21 protein-coding genes are annotated in these 15,315 nt (G+C 64.3%); 14 read left to right on the top strand and 7 right to left on the bottom strand.

Annotated features, from left to right (window positions below; genetic code table 11):
• The first annotated feature begins 5 nt into the window (after positions 1–5).
• The 3 genes from B7G53_RS20050 to B7G53_RS20040 all read left to right on the top strand — a co-directional run bounded on the left by B7G53_RS20050 (position 6) and on the right by B7G53_RS20040 (position 2,065).
• Positions 6–317, top strand: a complete 312-nt coding sequence (locus tag B7G53_RS20050; protein ID WP_096671015.1) for a helix-turn-helix domain-containing protein — start codon at positions 6–8, stop codon at positions 315–317.
• Complete coding sequence (locus tag B7G53_RS20045) at positions 317–1,636, top strand: HipA domain-containing protein (RefSeq protein WP_096671013.1); 1,320 nt, start codon at positions 317–319, stop codon at positions 1,634–1,636. The genes B7G53_RS20050 and B7G53_RS20045 overlap by 1 nt, the downstream gene beginning before the upstream one ends.
• Positions 1,637–1,813: 177 nt before the next feature.
• Positions 1,814–2,065 (top strand): hypothetical protein, encoded by a 252-nt coding sequence (locus B7G53_RS20040; RefSeq protein WP_096671011.1) that lies wholly within the window; start codon positions 1,814–1,816, stop codon positions 2,063–2,065.
• A gap of 252 nt (positions 2,066–2,317) precedes the next feature.
• Here B7G53_RS20040 and B7G53_RS20035 read toward each other — a convergent pair whose 3' ends face one another.
• Complete coding sequence (locus B7G53_RS20035) at positions 2,318–2,815, bottom strand: hypothetical protein (protein ID WP_096671009.1); 498 nt, start codon at positions 2,813–2,815, stop codon at positions 2,318–2,320.
• A 190-nt stretch (positions 2,816–3,005) separates the two neighbouring features.
• The gene (locus tag B7G53_RS20030) at positions 3,006–3,722 is read right to left on the bottom strand and encodes a B3/B4 domain-containing protein (protein ID WP_096671007.1); all 717 of its coding nucleotides are present in this window, start codon (positions 3,720–3,722) and stop codon (positions 3,006–3,008) included.
• A 350-nt stretch (positions 3,723–4,072) separates the two neighbouring features.
• On the opposite strand from B7G53_RS20030, the gene B7G53_RS20025 reads away from it, so the two are divergent.
• Complete coding sequence (locus B7G53_RS20025; RefSeq protein WP_096671005.1) at positions 4,073–4,849, top strand: N-acetylmuramidase domain-containing protein; 777 nt, start codon at positions 4,073–4,075, stop codon at positions 4,847–4,849.
• A 10-nt stretch (positions 4,850–4,859) separates the two neighbouring features.
• On the opposite strand, the gene B7G53_RS20020 is transcribed toward B7G53_RS20025, so the two are convergent.
• Positions 4,860–5,210: a hypothetical protein gene (locus tag B7G53_RS20020; protein WP_141396409.1), complete on the bottom strand. Its 351-nt coding sequence runs from the start codon at positions 5,208–5,210 to the stop codon at positions 4,860–4,862.
• Positions 5,211–5,423: 213 nt separating this feature from the next.
• On the opposite strand from B7G53_RS20020, the gene B7G53_RS20015 reads away from it, so the two are divergent.
• The gene (locus B7G53_RS20015) at positions 5,424–5,993 is read left to right on the top strand and encodes a DUF1439 domain-containing protein (RefSeq protein ID WP_096671001.1); all 570 of its coding nucleotides are present in this window, start codon (positions 5,424–5,426) and stop codon (positions 5,991–5,993) included.
• Between the two features lie 103 nt (positions 5,994–6,096).
• Here the strand turns inward: B7G53_RS20015 and B7G53_RS20010 are convergent, their stop codons facing one another.
• Together B7G53_RS20010 and B7G53_RS20005 are read right to left on the bottom strand one after the other, a co-directional pair.
• A complete protein-coding gene (locus B7G53_RS20010; protein ID WP_096671051.1) occupies positions 6,097–6,795 on the bottom strand; it encodes an aspartate/glutamate racemase family protein in 699 nt (232 codons plus the stop codon).
• 77 nt (positions 6,796–6,872) lie between these two features.
• Positions 6,873–7,535, bottom strand: a complete 663-nt coding sequence (locus tag B7G53_RS20005; protein WP_176491426.1) for a TetR/AcrR family transcriptional regulator — start codon at positions 7,533–7,535, stop codon at positions 6,873–6,875.
• Positions 7,536–7,669: 134 nt separating this feature from the next.
• On the opposite strand from B7G53_RS20005, the gene B7G53_RS20000 reads away from it, so the two are divergent.
• From B7G53_RS20000 to B7G53_RS19965, 8 genes are all read left to right on the top strand, one after another.
• On the top strand, positions 7,670–8,143 hold the full coding sequence (locus tag B7G53_RS20000) for a VOC family protein (RefSeq protein ID WP_096670999.1): 474 nt from the start codon (positions 7,670–7,672) through the stop codon (positions 8,141–8,143).
• Positions 8,144–8,146: 3 nt separating this feature from the next.
• Positions 8,147–8,494, top strand: a complete 348-nt coding sequence (locus B7G53_RS19995; protein WP_096670997.1) for a GFA family protein — start codon at positions 8,147–8,149, stop codon at positions 8,492–8,494.
• 65 nt (positions 8,495–8,559) lie between these two features.
• Entirely contained in the window at positions 8,560–8,985 is a 426-nt protein-coding gene (locus B7G53_RS19990; protein WP_096670995.1) for a VOC family protein, read from the top strand.
• 13 nt (positions 8,986–8,998) lie between these two features.
• A complete protein-coding gene (locus B7G53_RS19985; protein ID WP_096670993.1) occupies positions 8,999–9,511 on the top strand; it encodes a DUF1579 domain-containing protein in 513 nt (170 codons plus the stop codon).
• 27 nt (positions 9,512–9,538) lie between these two features.
• Positions 9,539–10,246 (top strand): DUF899 family protein, encoded by a 708-nt coding sequence (locus B7G53_RS19980; protein ID WP_096670991.1) that lies wholly within the window; start codon positions 9,539–9,541, stop codon positions 10,244–10,246.
• A gap of 36 nt (positions 10,247–10,282) precedes the next feature.
• On the top strand, positions 10,283–10,684 hold the full coding sequence (locus tag B7G53_RS19975; protein ID WP_096670989.1) for a GFA family protein: 402 nt from the start codon (positions 10,283–10,285) through the stop codon (positions 10,682–10,684).
• Positions 10,685–10,778: 94 nt separating this feature from the next.
• Complete coding sequence (locus tag B7G53_RS19970; protein ID WP_096671047.1) at positions 10,779–11,729, top strand: ABC transporter ATP-binding protein; 951 nt, start codon at positions 10,779–10,781, stop codon at positions 11,727–11,729.
• The gene (locus tag B7G53_RS19965) at positions 11,726–12,487 is read left to right on the top strand and encodes an ABC transporter permease (protein ID WP_096670987.1); all 762 of its coding nucleotides are present in this window, start codon (positions 11,726–11,728) and stop codon (positions 12,485–12,487) included. Before B7G53_RS19970 ends, B7G53_RS19965 begins: the two co-directional genes overlap by 4 nt.
• Before the next feature lie 163 nt (positions 12,488–12,650).
• Here the strand turns inward: B7G53_RS19965 and B7G53_RS19960 are convergent, their stop codons facing one another.
• Entirely contained in the window at positions 12,651–12,959 is a 309-nt protein-coding gene (locus B7G53_RS19960; RefSeq protein WP_096671045.1) for a hypothetical protein, read from the bottom strand.
• 287 nt (positions 12,960–13,246) lie between these two features.
• Between B7G53_RS19960 and B7G53_RS19955 the strand changes: the two genes are divergently transcribed.
• The gene (locus B7G53_RS19955; protein ID WP_176491424.1) at positions 13,247–14,323 is read left to right on the top strand and encodes a pirin family protein; all 1,077 of its coding nucleotides are present in this window, start codon (positions 13,247–13,249) and stop codon (positions 14,321–14,323) included.
• A 62-nt stretch (positions 14,324–14,385) separates the two neighbouring features.
• On the opposite strand, the gene B7G53_RS19950 is transcribed toward B7G53_RS19955, so the two are convergent.
• Complete coding sequence (locus B7G53_RS19950) at positions 14,386–15,315, bottom strand: type I glyceraldehyde-3-phosphate dehydrogenase (RefSeq protein ID WP_096670985.1); 930 nt, start codon at positions 15,313–15,315, stop codon at positions 14,386–14,388.

The following is a 15,315-nucleotide window of genomic DNA, read 5'->3' as shown; positions in this document are numbered from 1 at the left end:
TTTATATGAAGATCCCCATCCAGTCTGTTGCCGAGCTTGGCCGCGCACTTCGGGCGGTGCGGCGCAGCAGCGGCATCCGCATCGACGACATGGCGGCGACCGCTGGCGTCAGCAAGCAATTTGCCTCGGACGTGGAACACGGCAAACCTACGGTCCAGTTCGACCGCGTCATCAAGCTCCTGCGTGAGATGGGCATCTCTGTTTCCATCGACATCCCGTCCGACGCACAGGATGAGCTTTTCAGGCTTCAGGAAAAAGCGGCTGCAAGCGGCAAGCTCACCGCCAGCCCAACCAGCAAGCCGGTGGAGCGTGATTGATGCGGTTTCTGAACGCCTTTTTGAACGGCCAGCTGGTGGGCGGGATCTCCGAGGGCAACGACCTGTGGACTTTCGAATACGACACCGCGTGGGCTGCGGGCCCTGACAGTTTTGACCTGGCGCCAGGGCTGCCCCGGCAGGGTTCTGTGGAAGGTCAGCCGGGCTTGATCCGGGACGGCGGCTCACTTCGCCCGGTCCAGTGGTACTTTGACAACCTGCTCCCCGAGGGCGCGCTGCGTGAGGCGGTCATCAAAGAGGCGGGGCTGAAAGGCGACGACGCCTTCGCACTGCTGGCCTGGCTGGGCGCGGAGTCAGCCGGCTCACTGGTGCTGCTGCCGCCGGGGGCCCAGGCGCCCACCGAGGGGGAACTTCAGGCGCTTGCCGACGAGGCGCTGAGTGGGCGCATCCGCAACATGGCCCGCGTCTCCCTGAGCAGTGGTGCGCCCAAACGCATGTCGGTGGCCGGCGCCCAACCCAAGCTCCTGGTGGTCTACCGGAATGGCCAGCTTTTCGAGCCCGTCGGGGCAGAGCCGTCCACCCACATCCTCAAGCCCAACCATCCCGGCGAAGACTACCCGTCTTCTGTCATCAACGAGTACCTGGTACTGAAGCTGGCTGGCAAGGTGGGGCTGGCGCCACCGGCGGTCTATCGCCGGTATGTACCCGAGCCGGTTTACATCATCGAGCGGTTTGACCGCATGCAGGATGCCCGTGGCCGCACCCAGCGGCTGCACATCATCGATGCCTGCCAGCTCCTGAACAAGTCGCGGAATTTCAAGAACACCTCCGCCAGTCTGAAGACGCTGGCGCAATGTATTGAGCTGTGCCGCAACAGGGCGGCGGCTCGCCTGGGAATTTATCGCTGGCTGATGTTCAATGTACTGGTCGGCAACGACGACAACCACTTGAAGAACATCTCCTTCAGGGTGAGCGCGGAGGGCGTTGAGCTGTCGCCGCCGTACGACATGTTGTGCACTGCGGCGTACCACACGACAGCCATGGCCGGAGACAGGGCCATCTGGCCGGCGCTTGACATGATGATTGCGTTGCCTGGGGCTGCAAAGTTTGGCGAGGTCACGCGCGACTCTTTCATCAAGGCGGGTGCCGCGTTGGGGATTCCAGAACAAGTCTGCCTGCGGGAGCTGAGCAGCATGCGGGCGAGGTTGCCCGATGCACTGAAAAACCTGGAGGACGAGATCGCAGCCGACAATGCGCAGCTTTTGGAGGGCGCCAAGCCTTACCTGGCTGGAGAGCGCCGCCTGATCCGGGTGATTGAAAGCATCGTGCTGCCTTTCATGCTTGAACGAAGCGCCATGTAAAAACACCGGGCATCACCAGGGTTCTGCGCCATGCAAGCGCAGGAGCCAGCGTTTGGGCCAGGGACCGATTTGGCGTGAAGATTTGATGCAGGCCGGCCAAGGCGCGACAATGGAGCCCATCACGCCCGGCCTTGTGCACGCACCGGCCCGGCGTCACCCCACCTCAAGAGCCCCACCATGACCGACGACCTGAACCGAAAAACCGAATTGAAAAAAATGGAGCTGTGCGACTCGTGCGCCGGCATCCAGCGCAACTGGCGCAAGGCCCCGGGCCACCCGGAGCTGGTGCAGGGCGCCAACCGCCAGGAACGGCGCGGCGGCGCGCTGGTCACCGTCACCAAGTACCGCTGTGACCGCTGCGGCACGGCCTGGGAGTATGAGAACGACAAGGCCAACCTGAAGGCGGGCTGGTCGGTGGTGGGGCGCTAGGCGCGCTGCACGCTCCTGTTTTAATAGCTGCTTGCGCAGGTAAAAAAATGGCTGGCGGCCGATTTGTCTTGAATACTGCTGGCTGACCCGTTCGCCCTGCATCTGCCATAGGGGCCTTCGTCAAGCTGGCGGCGCTTGAATGATCAGCCCCGCAGACAGCCAACCCCTCTTCAGACGCCCATAAAAAAAGACAGGCAATGCCTGTCTTTTTTGTTTTCGCTGGCGCGGCTGCTGGCAGCCGCTGCGTAGCAATTACTTGCTGCCGGCGGCTTTCACGTCGGCTTTGGCTTCTGCCTTGACGGCGCCGGTTTCGACTTTGGCGGTAGCTTTGTCAGCTGCAGCGTTGGCCTTGACGGTTTCCACCTTGGCGTCGGCCTTGATGATGGTCTTGTCGGCTTTGGCGTCGGCATTCACGCTGGTTTTTTCAGCTTTGGCGGTGGCCTTGGCTTTGTCATCTGCGTCGGCCTTGGCGACCTTGGCTTGTGCCTTGGCTTTGGTCGTGGCGGACTTTTTCACGGCCTTGGCCTTCTTTTGAGCAGCGTTGACTTCTGCCTTTTCAACCTTGGTGTCGGCCTTGACGTCAACCTTGGCTTCGCTTTTCACAGCAGCTGCCACAGACTTGTCGGCCTTGGCTTCTGCCTTGACCACCGCAGGCGTCGCGGGCACGGCTGGGGTAGCGGGCGCGGCAGCTTGCGCAAATGCAGCGCCAGTGACGAGGGTAGCGATCAGGGTAGCGAGTAATTTGTTCATGAGAGTCCTTTGAGTGAGCTAGTTGTGTGACCAGATGAAGTCATGATGATCCCGTGTACAACGTGTGGCGCGGCCACCCCGACGACGCAACACACATGTTGTTTCAAGTCAGCACGTGCGCTTTACCTGGCGTTGCTGGAGACAAAGGTCATGGAGGGCGGGCAGGCCCGCCATGACGTCAGCCGGGTTGTCAGCGCGCGGCTGGTGTCGGCTGCAGCTCGAAGCGCGGGGCCGCCCGGGTCAGCACGCGGGCCTTGGCGGTGGCGGCGGGCCAGGCCAAAGGCACTTCGTGCATGAGGGCGGCGAGCAGCGTGCGCATGTCTTCCCAGGCCGACTCGTGCAAGGCTTCGGCAACGATCAGCACCGTGCTGGTGTCGGCGCTGACGGCCGACAGGCTGCTTTGCCGGTTGGTCCAGCGGCGCGCGTGGGCGTTGTCGGCCTCGTCGACAAAAATCACTTCCTGCGCGTCGGGGTGCTCAAGCTCGCCGGAGAAGGTCTGGTAATGCTCGAGGCCGGTGGCGTGGCGCACCTGCAGGTCGCCCACCACCTTGGCCAGGTCGAACACGGCCACCGGAATGGCAAAGGCCGCCGAGACGGCGTTGCACAGGTCCACCAGCGGGTGCAGCCGCGGCAGGGCGCCTTCCTTGCGCAGGCGGCGCAGCAAGGCCTCGGCCGCGCAGCGGTACTTGGTGGGCTTGAGCCCCATCTTGGAGAACACCTGGCGCCAGGCCTTGATCTCGGGCAGCTCGCCTTCGCCGCCGCTGGCCAGCCGCGCCGCGGCAATGCCGCTGAAGCGCGCCACCTGCGGGCCGACCGCCGCCTTGCTGCTGATGCCCCGGACAAACATGGCGCCCGGTACCAGCTCGGGGCACTGGCTCCAGATCTCGTTGGAATGGCTGAAAAACATGCGCTTGCCTCTTTGCTGCCAATGATGGGCCAGTCGGCCGATTCCCGCAACGGCGCTCTGACACTCCTGTTGTTATAGCTGCTTTCGCCCGTGTTCACTGGGCTGGTGGCCAGTTTCATGCTTGACCGGCGACCGAACGCGCGCGCGGCGGGACGGGTGGCGTGGCGAAAAAAACATCACGGCCCCATGGGTGTTGTTGCCGCTGCACCGCGCATGGTGTCCTCCATTTGGGGGATGCCAAATCGCCGCCGGTCCGCTACAAACGGGAGCATCACAACTCTCCAACACACGCCCGCCTTTTCAGGACCGCATCGTTCCTGCATCGCCGGCGGCAGAAAGGAAACCGGCTCATGTTTACAGGCAAGGCGTCACCGCTGTCGCAACACGGCATCGAAACGGTGCTCGACAGGCTGGGGGTGGAGGCCCCTGCGTTCTGGGCCGTGTTGACGGTGGAAACCAGTGGCTGCGGCTTCCTGCCGGATCGGCGACCCAAAATCCTGTTCGAGCGCCATTGCTTCAGCCGGCTCACGCATGGCCACTTCGATGGCCAGGCGCCCGACATCAGCAACCGCAGCGCGGGGGGCTACGGGGATGGCGGCGTTTTTCAGTATGAGCGGCTCACCCGGGCCATGGCACTTGACCGAGAGGCGGCGCTGAAAAGCACGTCCTGGGGTCTGGGCCAGGTGATGGGCTTCAACGCCAGCAAGGTCGGCTTTGCCCGTGTGGAGGCACTGGTGGACGCCAGCCAGGCCTCAGAAGATGCGCAGCTTGATGCGATGGCGGGGTTCATCGCGCAGGGCGATCTTGCGCGGCATCTGCGCAACGCCGACTGGGGGCAGTTTGCCTTCAGCTACAACGGGCAGGATTTCCAGAAGAACCGCTACGACGAGAAGCTGGCGCTGGCCCACAAACGTTACCAGCTTGGGCCTTTGCCCGACCTCGCGATGCGCAACGTACAGCTGGCGCTGATGCTGCTGGGTTATGGCGGCGCGCGCTTTGTGGATGGCTGGTACGGCGAGGCTACGCAGAAGGCGCTGCTCAGGTACCAGCAGCGTGCCGGGCTGCCGGCTTCCGGCGTGCCCGACGACGCCACCCTGGCCCGCCTGTACGCGAACCTCGGCTGGTAGGGCAAGCTTTCTACCTGCGGCGCGGGTCGTTGGGCCAGCGGTCCCAGCGGTCACGCGCGCCGTCGCCATCACGGTCCTGATCCCGGTCACCGTGGCCATGGCCGTGGCGCGACGCATGTGGCGGCGGTCCGTGCGGAAGGGCGCGCGGCACCGGAGCCGGCACCACCACCACAGGCGCGGGCCAGCTGTAGCCCCGCGGGTAGTCGTGGCTGTAGCCGCGGCGCTGGTACACGCCTTCGATGTACACCGGCTGCTCCACCACCATGGGCGGGCCACCGCCATAGGTCGGGTAAGCCGGCACCGGATAGACGGCGCAGCCGGACAGGCCGGCCACGGCCAAAACCAAAAGAGTCGTTTTCATGAGCTGTCCTGACACCCGTCCACCAGCAGCCGGGTTGATGCATTGAACGCGCGGCAGGTGTCGTGTGTATGTGGACTTGTACGCAGCAGATGTCTGCACGTAACGGGATGTGGCGGACAACCGCATTCGGAAGGCGGGTATGCGCTGCGACAGCACCGTCGCGGCGCACAATGACCGATTGCATGCCTGCATGCGCTTTTTCATGAAGGCCCGATGAAACGCAGACTGTTGTTGACCTTGCCCGGCTGGATCGCCCTGGCCGGTGCCGCGCGCGCCGCCACACCGGCCGCACCCGGCGGAACCGGCTACAAGGTGACGCTCGAGCAGCTGCAGCAGGCCGTGGTGCAGCGCTTCCCGCGGCGTTATGAAATGGGCAGCCTGCTGAACCTGAATGTGCAGGCGCCGCGCGTGCGCCTGCTGCCCGAGTTGAACCGCCTGGGCACCGAGATGGTGGTGGACGCGGCCGGCCCGGCGCTGGCACGCGCCTCGACCGGTACCTTCGACGTGGACTTTGCGCTGCGTTACGAGGCCAGCGACCAGACCCTGCGCGCACACCAGATACGGCTCAACGCCCTGCGCCTGGACGACATGGCGCCCGGCCCGGCGTCGCTGCTGCAGGCGTATGCCCCGACCCTGGCCGGCCAGGCGCTGAAGGAAGTGGTGCTGCACCAGCTCAAGCCGCAAGACCTGATGCTGACCGACGGCCTGGGGCTGGAGCCCGGCAGCATCACGGTGACGGCCAAGGGGCTGACGATTGCCCTGGTGCCCAAGAAAATGCTGTGAGCCGGCGGCCGCTGCCGTACGCGGCCTGGGTCACATCGCCCGAGACTTCTCTTTTGATAGCAGCTTGCGCAGGTATTGACTGGGCTGCGGGCCGATTTGATGCCTAAACGGTGCCGTGCACCGCACGCTGCAGCGCCGCCCGCGCCAGCAGGCGCGTGGAGTCCAGCGTGGGCAGCGGCGCGTTGCCGTCGTTGATGATCAGCGGGATCTCGGTGCAGCCCAGCACCACCGCGTCGCAGCCTTCGCTTTTCATTCTTTCCATCACGCGCTGGAAACTCGCCACGGCCTCGGGCCGGAGGACGCCGCACACCAGTTCGTCCATGATGATGCGGCCCAGTTCGTCGCGCTCGGCATCGTTCGGGCGCAGGTACTGCAGCCCGCGCGCGCCCAGCTTGTCCGGGTAGACCGCGCTGTCCACCAGCCAGCGCGTGCCGAGTATGCCGATGCGGCGAAAACCGCGCTGCACGGCCTCGTGCGCCACCACCTCGGCAATGTGCAGCCAGGGCAGCGGCGAGCGCGGCGCGGCATAGTCAAAGGCCTGGTGGATGGTGTTGTCGGGGCAGATCAGGAAGTCGGCGCCAACGGCTGTGAGCTTGTAGGCCGAGTCCAGCATCAGCTCGCCCACGCCTTTCACGTCGCCGCGCTCCAGGCAGTGCACGTACGCGGCGAGCGAGGGCGTGTGCATGGAAATTTCAGGGTGTGCGTGGGGCCCGAGCAGCTGCGCGCCTTCGGCACAAATGGTGCGGTAACACAGCGCCGCCCCTTCCGCGGAGCAGCCAACGATTCCGATGTGCAGTGGCATGGACTGGGGCATGGGGTGACTCCTGTTCGGGTGTCACCCATTTTCATCAGGTTTGAAAGAAAAGGTGCAAGGGCGGCTCACAGCCCCTTTTCGACCATGTCGAGCAGGCGCTGGCCGACCAGCTGCATTTGCGGGCCGATCACCGGGCCCAGCGGGCCGTCGATGACCAGCATGGCCAGGCCGTGCACGGCGGACCAGGCGAGGAACTCGGCGCCGGGTCGGCGCTCGGGCGGCATCACGCCGGCGGCAACCAGCTTGTCGAGCGCGGCGCCCAGCAGCTCGAACGGGTTCAGGCCACCCGGGCCGGCCTTGTCGGGGTCGCGCGGGGCTTCGCCCTTCATGTCGTCGGAGGCGGCAAAGGCGGTGCGGAACAGCCCGGTCTCTGTCTGGGCAAAGCGCAGGTAGCCGGTGCCGACGGCGCGCACGCTGGCGCGGGCCAGGTCGGCCGGGCCCAAGCCGGCGGGCACGGCGGCCAGCTCCGCCTCCATGGCCTGGGCCACGGCCGACAGCGCGGCCGCCCGCACCGCCTGCAGCAGGGCCTGGCGGCTGGCGAAATGCCGGTAGGCGGCGTTGGGCGCCACCCCCGCGCGGCGGGTGGCCTCGCGCAGCACCACGGCTTCCGGCCCACCCGCGCGCGCCAGCTCGATGCCGGCGTCCAGCAGCGCGCGGCGCAGGTCGCCATGGCGGTAGGTGCTGCGGGCCGGCGGTGCGATCGGCGGCGTGATGGACAGGGCTGTCATGGTTTGTTACTTTTTATGTGGACGCCGTCCATTATCTTTGCTATTCTTTTGTGGACGGTGTACACAACATCGTCACGATACCCCTGTTTGATAACGCAGGCAATGGTTGGCCAGCGATTCCAAGGAGCATTCCCATGCAAAAAATCACGCCCTTCCTGTGGTTCAACGACCAGGCTGAGGAAGCCATGAACTTCTACACCTCCATCTTCAGAAACTCGAAAACAGGGGAGATCAGGCGGTATGCCGAAGGCGGTCCCGCACCCAAGGGCACGGTGATGTCCGCCAGTTTCCAGATCGAGGGGCAGGAGCTGATCGCCTTCAACGGCGGACCACACTTCAGCTTCACGCCGGCGATCTCGCTGTTTGTCGACTGCAAGACGCAGGAGGAAGTCGATGAGCTCTGGGGCAAGCTCTCCGAAGGCGGGCAGCCCCAGCCCTGCGGCTGGGTGACCGACAAGTTCGGCCTGTCCTGGCAAATCATTCCTTCCGCCCTGGGCGAGATGCTGCAGGACAAAAATGGCGCCAAATCGAAGGCCGCCATGCAGGCCATGATGAAGATGCACAAGATCGACGTGCAGCGCCTGCAGCACGCTTTTGAGGAGGCCTGAAGCATGGTCTACCAGGGCAGCTGCCACTGCGGCAAAGTCGCGTTTGAAGTGGAAGGCGAACTCACCGGGGCCATGGAATGCAACTGCTCCATCTGCACCCGCAAGGGCGCGCTGATGTGGTTTGTGCCGCGCGAGAAGCTGCGCCTCCTCACGCCGGAAGACGCCATGGCCACCTACACCTTCAACAAACATGTCATCGAACACCGCTTCTGCAAGACATGCGGCATTCATGCCTATGGCGAGGGTGTGGACCCCAAAGGACACCGCATGGCCGCGGTCAATGTCCGCTGCCTGGAAGGGGTGGATCTTGCCGCCATTCCCGTCCAGCACTTCGACGGACGGTCCAAGTAGGGGGTCGCCAGACCCGCTCACAAACGCCCCGTCATCCACTGATTCACCGAACCAAGGAGATCACCATGCTCGTTCAACCCTATCTGTTTTTTGACGGCCGCTGCGAAGAGGCCCTGACGTTTTACAAAACCGCGCTGGGCGCCGAAGTGACGGCGATGATGCGCTTCAAGGAGAACCCCGAGCCACAGCAGCCGGGCATGTGCCCCCCGGGCTCGGAGGACAAGATCATGCATTCCAACCTGCGCATCGGCGAGACGCAGGTGATGGCCTCCGACGGCATGACTTTCGGCGGCAAGCCGGAGTTCAAGGGTTTTTCGTTGACGCTCACCGCGCCCACCGACGCGGAGGCGGCGCGCCTGTTCAAGGCGCTGAGCGACGGCGGGCAGGTGCAGATGCCGCTGGGCAAGACCTTTTACGCTTCGTCCTTCGGCATGGTGACCGACCGCTTCGGCGTGGGCTGGATGGTCATCAACCCGCTGCCCATGCCCTGAAAGGCAGGTTGTCATGTCCAGTACAGAACAACAAGACCCCTGCGCCGCCGCGGCGGCGCTGGCCCAGCACCGCTGGCTGCAGCAACTGGTGGGCGAATGGACGTTTGCAGGCGAGGCGGACATGGGCCCGGGCCAGCCGGCCATGAAACACGCGGGCCAGCAAACCGGGCGCCGCCTGGGCGAGTTGTGGGTGCTGTGCGAAAGCCAGGGCAGCATGCCCGACGGCAGCCCGGCCCACATGCTGATCACACTCGGGTACGACCCGCAGAAAAGCGCCTTTGTCGGCACCTTTGTCGGTTCGATGATGACGCACCTGTGGCACTACACGGGCTCGCTGGACGCGGCCGACAAGGTGCTGACGCTGGACACGGAAGGCCCGTCGTTCAGCGGCGACGGCACGCTGGTGCGTTACCAGGACATCATCACCTTGCAGGGACCCGACACGTACGAGCTGGCCTCGCAGGTGATCCAGGCCGACGGCAGCTGGAAACGTTTCATGACGGCCACCTACCGGCGGGTGAAGTAAAACAGCGATTGAACGACAGGTGCAGCCATGAACGCAACACAGCCCCTGAAGCCGGCCAAACAGCTGGCACTGAACAACGGGGTCCGCTTCCCCAATGAAAGCGCAGACTACCGGCGCGCACGCGATGCGCTGCTGGCCGAGGAGATCGAGCTCAGGCGCCACATCGAACGCGTGGCGCAGCAACGGCGCGAACTGCCGCCCGGCGGCGTCCTGCCGAAGGACTATGACTTCGAGGGCGAGGACGGCCCGGTGCGTTTTTCGGAACTGTTCGCAGGCAAGCAGACGCTGGCCGTCTACAGCTACATGTTCGGACCCCAACGCAAGCAGCCCTGCCCGATGTGCACCTCGCTGCTGTCGGCTTGGGACGGCGAAGCCGAGGATGTGGCGCAGCGCATCGCGCTGGTGGTGGTGGCGCGCTCGCCGATCGCCCGCCTGCTGGCCTTCAAAAAAGAACGCGGCTGGCGCCACCTGCAGCTGTACTCGGATGTGCGCGGCGACTACACCCGCGACTATGTGAGTGCGCAGGACGCCGACGTGCCGGCCTTCAACGTCTTCACGCGGCGTGACGGCAGCCTGCGACACTTCTGGAGCGGCGAGATGGGCGCGGCCACCGCCGACCCGGGCCAGGACCCGCGCGGCGCGCCCGACCTGATGCCGCTGTGGACCATTCTGGACAGCACGCCCGAAGGCCGCGGCAGCGACTGGTACCCGGCGCTCAACTATCCCAGGCCCTGACCATTTACCCTTGGCAACTTACCATTGACAACGCCGATGAAAAAGACTTTTCATGGCAGCTGCCACTGTGGCGCGGTCCGCTTTGAGGCCGACATTGATTTGAGCGCCAGTACCTACCGCTGCAACTGCTCGATCTGTTCGCGCAACCGCTTCTGGCCGGCGATCGTCGCGCCCGAAGATTTCCGGCTGCTGTCGGGCCAGGCGGAGCTGACCCAGTACCGGTTCAACACGATGCGCAACGAACACCTTTTCTGCAAACACTGCGGGGTGCGCGCCTTCGGCATCGGCAAAACCCCCGATGGCCACAGCATCTACGGCGTGAACCTGGGCTGCCTGGAAGATGTGACGCCCGAAGAACTGGCCGCAGCCCCCATCACCTATGTGGACGGCAAACACGACAACTGGTCCCAGGCGCCTGCCATCACCAGCTACCTGTGACGCTGGCCCGGCGCGAGCAGCCTTCATGCGTTCCGGTTACAGTGACGCGGGCCGCTGCACCTTCACCAGCGCCCACATCAAACGGAAGCCCGATTTGCCACCCATCATTTCCATCCAGCAACTCACCAAGACCTATGCCTCCGGCTTCCACGCGCTCAAGTCGGTGAACCTGGACATTCGGCGTGGCGAAATTTTTGCCCTGCTCGGGCCCAACGGCGCCGGCAAGACCACGCTGATCAACATCGTCTGCGGCATCGTGCGCGCCAGCTCGGGCCGGGTGACGGCCGACGGGCATGACATCGTGCACGACTACCGCGCCGCCCGCGCCAGGATCGGGCTGGTGCCGCAGGAGCTGTCGACCGATGCGTTTGAAACCGTGTGGGCGACCGTGAACTTCAGCCGGGGCCTGTTCGGCAAGCCGCCGAATCCGGCCTACATCGAGAAGGTGCTGCGCGACCTGTCGCTGTGGGACAAGAAAGACAGCAAGATCATGGCGCTGTCGGGCGGCATGAAACGCCGCGTGCTGATCGCCAAGGCCCTGTCGCACGAGCCGACCATTCTTTTCCTGGACGAACCCACGGCGGGCGTGGACGTGGAGCTGCGGCGCGACATGTGGCAAATGGTGCGCGATCTGCGCAGCAAGGGTGTCACCATCATTTTGACCACGCACTACATCGAGGAGGCCGAGGAAATGGCCGACCGCATCGGCGTGATCAGCAAGGGCGAGCTGATTCTGGTCGAGGACAAGGCGGTGCTGATGCGCAAGCTCGGCAAGAAGCAGCTGCGCCTGCAGCTGCAGGCACCGCTGCAGCACCTGCCGCAGGCGCTGGCCGGGCTGCCGCTGGCGCTGGAGGGGGAGGGCCACACCCTGGTCTACACCTTCGACACCCAGAGCGAGGAAACTGGCATTGCGGCACTGCTCAAACAGCTGGCCGAACTGGGCATCGACTTCAAGGACCTGCACTCGAGCGAGAGTTCGCTGGAAGACATCTTCGTGAGCCTGGTGCATGCCGACAAACCGGCCGCCCTGAAGGAGGCCGCATGAACTGGCACGCTGTCCGCGCCATCTATCGATTCGAGATGGCGCGCACCTTCCGCACGCTGACCCAGTCCATCGCCTCGCCGGTGCTGTCGACCTCGCTGTACTTCGTGGTGTTCGGTGCGGCGATTGGTTCGCGCATGGGCGACATCGACGGCATCAGCTACGGCGCCTTCATCATTCCCGGCCTGATCATGCTGTCGCTGCTCAATGAAAGCATCTCCAATTCCGCGTTCGGCATCTACATGCCGAAATGGTCGGGCACGATTTACGAGCTGCTGTCGGCGCCGGTGTCGTCCATGGAGGTGGCGATGGGTTACGTGGGCGCGGCGGCCAGCAAGTCCGTGATGCTGGGCCTGCTGATCCTGGCCACGGCGCGCCTGTTCGTGCCCTACAGCATTGCGCACCCGTTCTGGATGCTGTGCTTTCTGCTGCTGACCGCGCTGACCTTCAGCCTGTTCGGTTTCATCATCGGTCTCTGGGCGGACAACTTCCAGAAACTGCAGGTGGTGCCGCTGATGGTGGTGACGCCGCTGACCTTTCTGGGCGGCGCGTTTTATTCCATCAACATGCTGCCGCCGCTGTGGCAGAAGATTGCGCTGTTCAACCCGGTGGTCTACCTGATCAGCGGATTCCGCTGGAGCTTTTACGGCGTGGCGGATGTCAACGTCGGCATCAGCGTCGCCGCCATCCTGGGCTTCCTGGCGCTGTGCCTGGGCGCCGTGTGGTGGATCTTTCGCACTGGCTGGAAATTGAAGGCCTGATCAAGGGGCAATCGAGAGGCGAACCCGGCGCCTACGCCAAGTCTGCCCGGCCATGAAAAAGGCCCCAGTCACCTCGGTGGCTGGGGCCTTTTTCATGGGTGCACCGGTGGCGCACCCGCATCACGCCAGCCAGCCCCGAAAGGGCTGGCCGAGCGATGAAAGCTTACTTTTGCGGGACAACAATCACGGTGTCGCCGGTAGCGCCGGTGGCGCCGGTGGTACCGGTAGCGCCGGTGGCACCCGTTGCGCCAGTAGCGCCGGTAGCACCACCGCTAGGGCCGGTGGAACCAGTCGCGCCGGTGTAACCCGTCGAACCGGTAGAACCGGTGGAGCCGGTAGAACCCGTGGCACCCGTAGCGCCGGCAGGACCGGGAACGGTCACGACGGCAGGAGGAGGCGTGACAACCGTACGGTCACAAGCGGTCAGGCCAAGAGTAGCAACCAGGGCGGCCAGCAAAATGGAATATTTCATGGAAGTCTTTCGGAATTTGAGCGAAAAATGCGCGCGAAATTGTGCGCAGACAGTTTTTCCTGCCTCGGCCTTGTACTGCCTAAAATAATTTCTGGGTAGATTCAACAGGACGAACTGCAAATCTACCTGCAATGCGGGCCAGATCCTGTAGGACGAACCCACGATGGCGTGTCCCGAATTGGCCGGTGTGGCCTCGAACCCCGGCTCGCGTGGGTGCACGCGGGCCGGCGCCAAGCACGGGAAAACAGATGCCGCTAAGCTTGAGGGTGACTTCTGAAAGCAACGCCATGTCCTCTGCCATGTCCTCTTCTTCCCCTACGCCCAGTCCCATCGTTCAGGTCAAGCCTCTCGGTTTTCCTTGGGAGACGATGGACCCCTTTTTGTTCTGCGCCTACCACGACGACGCCTACCCCAAGGCCAACGTCGACATGGGGCCGGCGGTCTCGCTGGCAGGCCGTGCCATCGGCCAGGACTTCAGCCGCAAGGACGGCTGGAGCATGTACCACGGCGAGAAAGTGCCGGGTTTCCCGCCGCACCCGCACCGCGGTTTTGAAACCGTCACCATCGTGCGCAAGGGCCTGATCGACCATTCGGATTCGCTGGGTGCGATGGCGCGTTTCGGGCGCGGCGACGTGCAGTGGCTGACAGCCGGCAAGGGTATCGTGCACGCCGAGATGTTCCCGCTGCTGGACGAAAAAAACGACAACCCGCTGGAGCTGTTCCAGATCTGGCTGAACCTGCCGGCACGCAGCAAGATGAGCGATCCGCACTTCACCATGTTCTGGTCGCAAGACATTCCGCGCCTGACCACCAAAGACGCCGAAGGCCGCGCTACCGAGGTGGCCGTGATTGCCGGACGGCTGCAGGACGCCGGCAAGCCACTGGCACCGCCGCCCGACTCCTGGGCTGCGCAGGCCGATGCTGACGTGGCGATCTGGACGATACGCATGGCGCCCGGTGCGCGCTGGACCTTGCCTGCCGCCGCTGGCCAGGGCACGCGGCGCAATCTGTACTTCTTCAAGGGCCAGTCGGTCAGCATCGGCGGCCAGGACGTGCGCAGCCCGGCTGCCATCGAGGTGCGTGCCGAAATGGCCGTGGAGCTGGTCAACGGCAGCGAGGCGGCCGAGTTCCTGTTGCTCCAAGGCAAGCCGATCGGCGAGCCGGTGGCGCAGTATGGCCCCTTCGTGATGAACACCCAGGCCGAAATTGCGCAGACCATGGCCGACTACCAGCGCACACAGTTCGGTGGCTGGTCGTTTGACAGCGATGCGCCTGTGCACGGACGCGACCCGGCACGCTTTGCGAAGCACCCGGACGGGCGTGAAGAAAGGCCGTCAGGGACGCCGGAGATCACTGGCACTTGAAGTGATGCCGCCAACAAAAAAACGCGCCCAAAGGCGCGTTTTTTGTTGCAACTGGCGGCGAATTATTTCGCGACCACGCGCACCATTTCCAGGCACTTGTTCGAGTAGCCCCACTCGTTGTCGTACCAGGCGACGATTTTGACGAAGGTGCTGTCCAGCGCGATGCTGGCGTCGGCGTCAAACACGCTGGTGCAGGTCTCGCCGCGGAAGTCGGTGGCCACCACCTTGTCTTCGGTGTAACCGAGGATGCCCTTGAGCGCGCCTTCGCTTTGCGCCTTCATCTCGGCGCAGATTTCCTTGAGCGTGGCTTCCTGGTTGAGTTCGCAGGTCAGGTCCACCACCCCGACGGCCTTGGCCGCGCCGGTGCTCGAGGGAATGATGTTTTCCAGGATGCCGCGGCCGCCGCGCCAGTCCTTGTTGCTCGGGCCGTCCACGGTTTTCTGGGTGGCGGTGGCGGCATGCACGGTGGTCATCAGGCCGCGCTTGATGCCCCATTTGTCATGGAGCACCTTGGCCACGGGGGCCAGGCAGTTGGTGGTGCAGCTGGCGTTGGAGATGATGGCCTGGCCGGCGTAGGTCTTGTCGTTGACGCCGTAGACGAACATCGGCGTGTCGTCTTTCGACGGGGCCGAGAAGATGACTTTTTTGGCGCCGGCGGCCAGGTGTTTTTCACCCGAGGCCTTGTCGAGGGACAGGCCGGTGGCCTCGAGCACGATGTCGGCGCCGATTTCGTTCCACTTCAGGTTGGCGGGGTCGCGCTCCTGGGTCAGGCGGATTTTCTTGCCGTTGACGATCAGGGTGTTGCCTTCGACCGAGACCTCGCCCTGGAAGCGGCCATGCACCGAGTCGTACTGCAGCATGTACTTGAGGTAGTCGGGCTCGAGCAGGTCGTTGATGCCGACGATCTCGATGTCGCTGAAGTTCTGCACGGCGGCTCGCAACACGTTGCGCCCGATGCGGCCGAAGCCGTTGATACCTAGTTTGATGGCCAT

It is taken from the genome of Polaromonas sp. AET17H-212 (genome assembly GCF_002379085.1).
Taxonomy (GTDB): Bacteria; Pseudomonadota; Gammaproteobacteria; order Burkholderiales; family Burkholderiaceae_C; genus Polaromonas.
The sequence above is the reverse complement of the archived record's forward strand: the minus strand, read 5'-3'. Positions and strand labels throughout refer to the sequence as shown.

Bases quoted from the DNA above. Each gene is read 5' to 3' on its own strand.
- B7G53_RS19960 (WP_096671045.1), bottom strand. From the start codon at position 12,959: ATGAAATATTCCATTTTGCTGGCCGCCCTGGTTGCTACTCTTGGCCTG.
- B7G53_RS19990 (WP_096670995.1), top strand. From the start codon at position 8,560: ATGCTCGTTCAACCCTATCTGTTTTTTGACGGCCGCTGCGAAGAGGCC.
- B7G53_RS19985 (WP_096670993.1), top strand. From the start codon at position 8,999: ATGTCCAGTACAGAACAACAAGACCCCTGCGCCGCCGCGGCGGCGCTG.
- B7G53_RS19965 (WP_096670987.1), top strand. From the start codon at position 11,726: ATGAACTGGCACGCTGTCCGCGCCATCTATCGATTCGAGATGGCGCGC.
- B7G53_RS20005 (WP_176491426.1), bottom strand. From the start codon at position 7,535: ATGACAGCCCTGTCCATCACGCCGCCGATCGCACCGCCGGCCCGCAGC.
- B7G53_RS19955 (WP_176491424.1), top strand. From the start codon at position 13,247: ATGTCCTCTGCCATGTCCTCTTCTTCCCCTACGCCCAGTCCCATCGTT.
- B7G53_RS19980 (WP_096670991.1), top strand. From the start codon at position 9,539: ATGAACGCAACACAGCCCCTGAAGCCGGCCAAACAGCTGGCACTGAAC.
- B7G53_RS20040 (WP_096671011.1), top strand. From the start codon at position 1,814: ATGACCGACGACCTGAACCGAAAAACCGAATTGAAAAAAATGGAGCTG.
- B7G53_RS20010 (WP_096671051.1), bottom strand. From the start codon at position 6,795: ATGCCACTGCACATCGGAATCGTTGGCTGCTCCGCGGAAGGGGCGGCG.
- B7G53_RS20045 (WP_096671013.1), top strand. From the start codon at position 317: ATGCGGTTTCTGAACGCCTTTTTGAACGGCCAGCTGGTGGGCGGGATC.
- B7G53_RS20030 (WP_096671007.1), bottom strand. From the start codon at position 3,722: ATGTTTTTCAGCCATTCCAACGAGATCTGGAGCCAGTGCCCCGAGCTG.
- B7G53_RS20035 (WP_096671009.1), bottom strand. From the start codon at position 2,815: ATGAACAAATTACTCGCTACCCTGATCGCTACCCTCGTCACTGGCGCT.
- B7G53_RS19995 (WP_096670997.1), top strand. From the start codon at position 8,147: ATGGTCTACCAGGGCAGCTGCCACTGCGGCAAAGTCGCGTTTGAAGTG.
- B7G53_RS20015 (WP_096671001.1), top strand. From the start codon at position 5,424: ATGAAACGCAGACTGTTGTTGACCTTGCCCGGCTGGATCGCCCTGGCC.
- B7G53_RS19975 (WP_096670989.1), top strand. From the start codon at position 10,283: ATGAAAAAGACTTTTCATGGCAGCTGCCACTGTGGCGCGGTCCGCTTT.
- B7G53_RS20000 (WP_096670999.1), top strand. From the start codon at position 7,670: ATGCAAAAAATCACGCCCTTCCTGTGGTTCAACGACCAGGCTGAGGAA.
- B7G53_RS20025 (WP_096671005.1), top strand. From the start codon at position 4,073: ATGTTTACAGGCAAGGCGTCACCGCTGTCGCAACACGGCATCGAAACG.
- B7G53_RS20050 (WP_096671015.1), top strand. From the start codon at position 6: ATGAAGATCCCCATCCAGTCTGTTGCCGAGCTTGGCCGCGCACTTCGG.
- B7G53_RS19950 (WP_096670985.1), bottom strand. From the start codon at position 15,315: ATGGCCATCAAACTAGGTATCAACGGCTTCGGCCGCATCGGGCGCAAC.
- B7G53_RS20020 (WP_141396409.1), bottom strand. From the start codon at position 5,210: ATGAAAACGACTCTTTTGGTTTTGGCCGTGGCCGGCCTGTCCGGCTGC.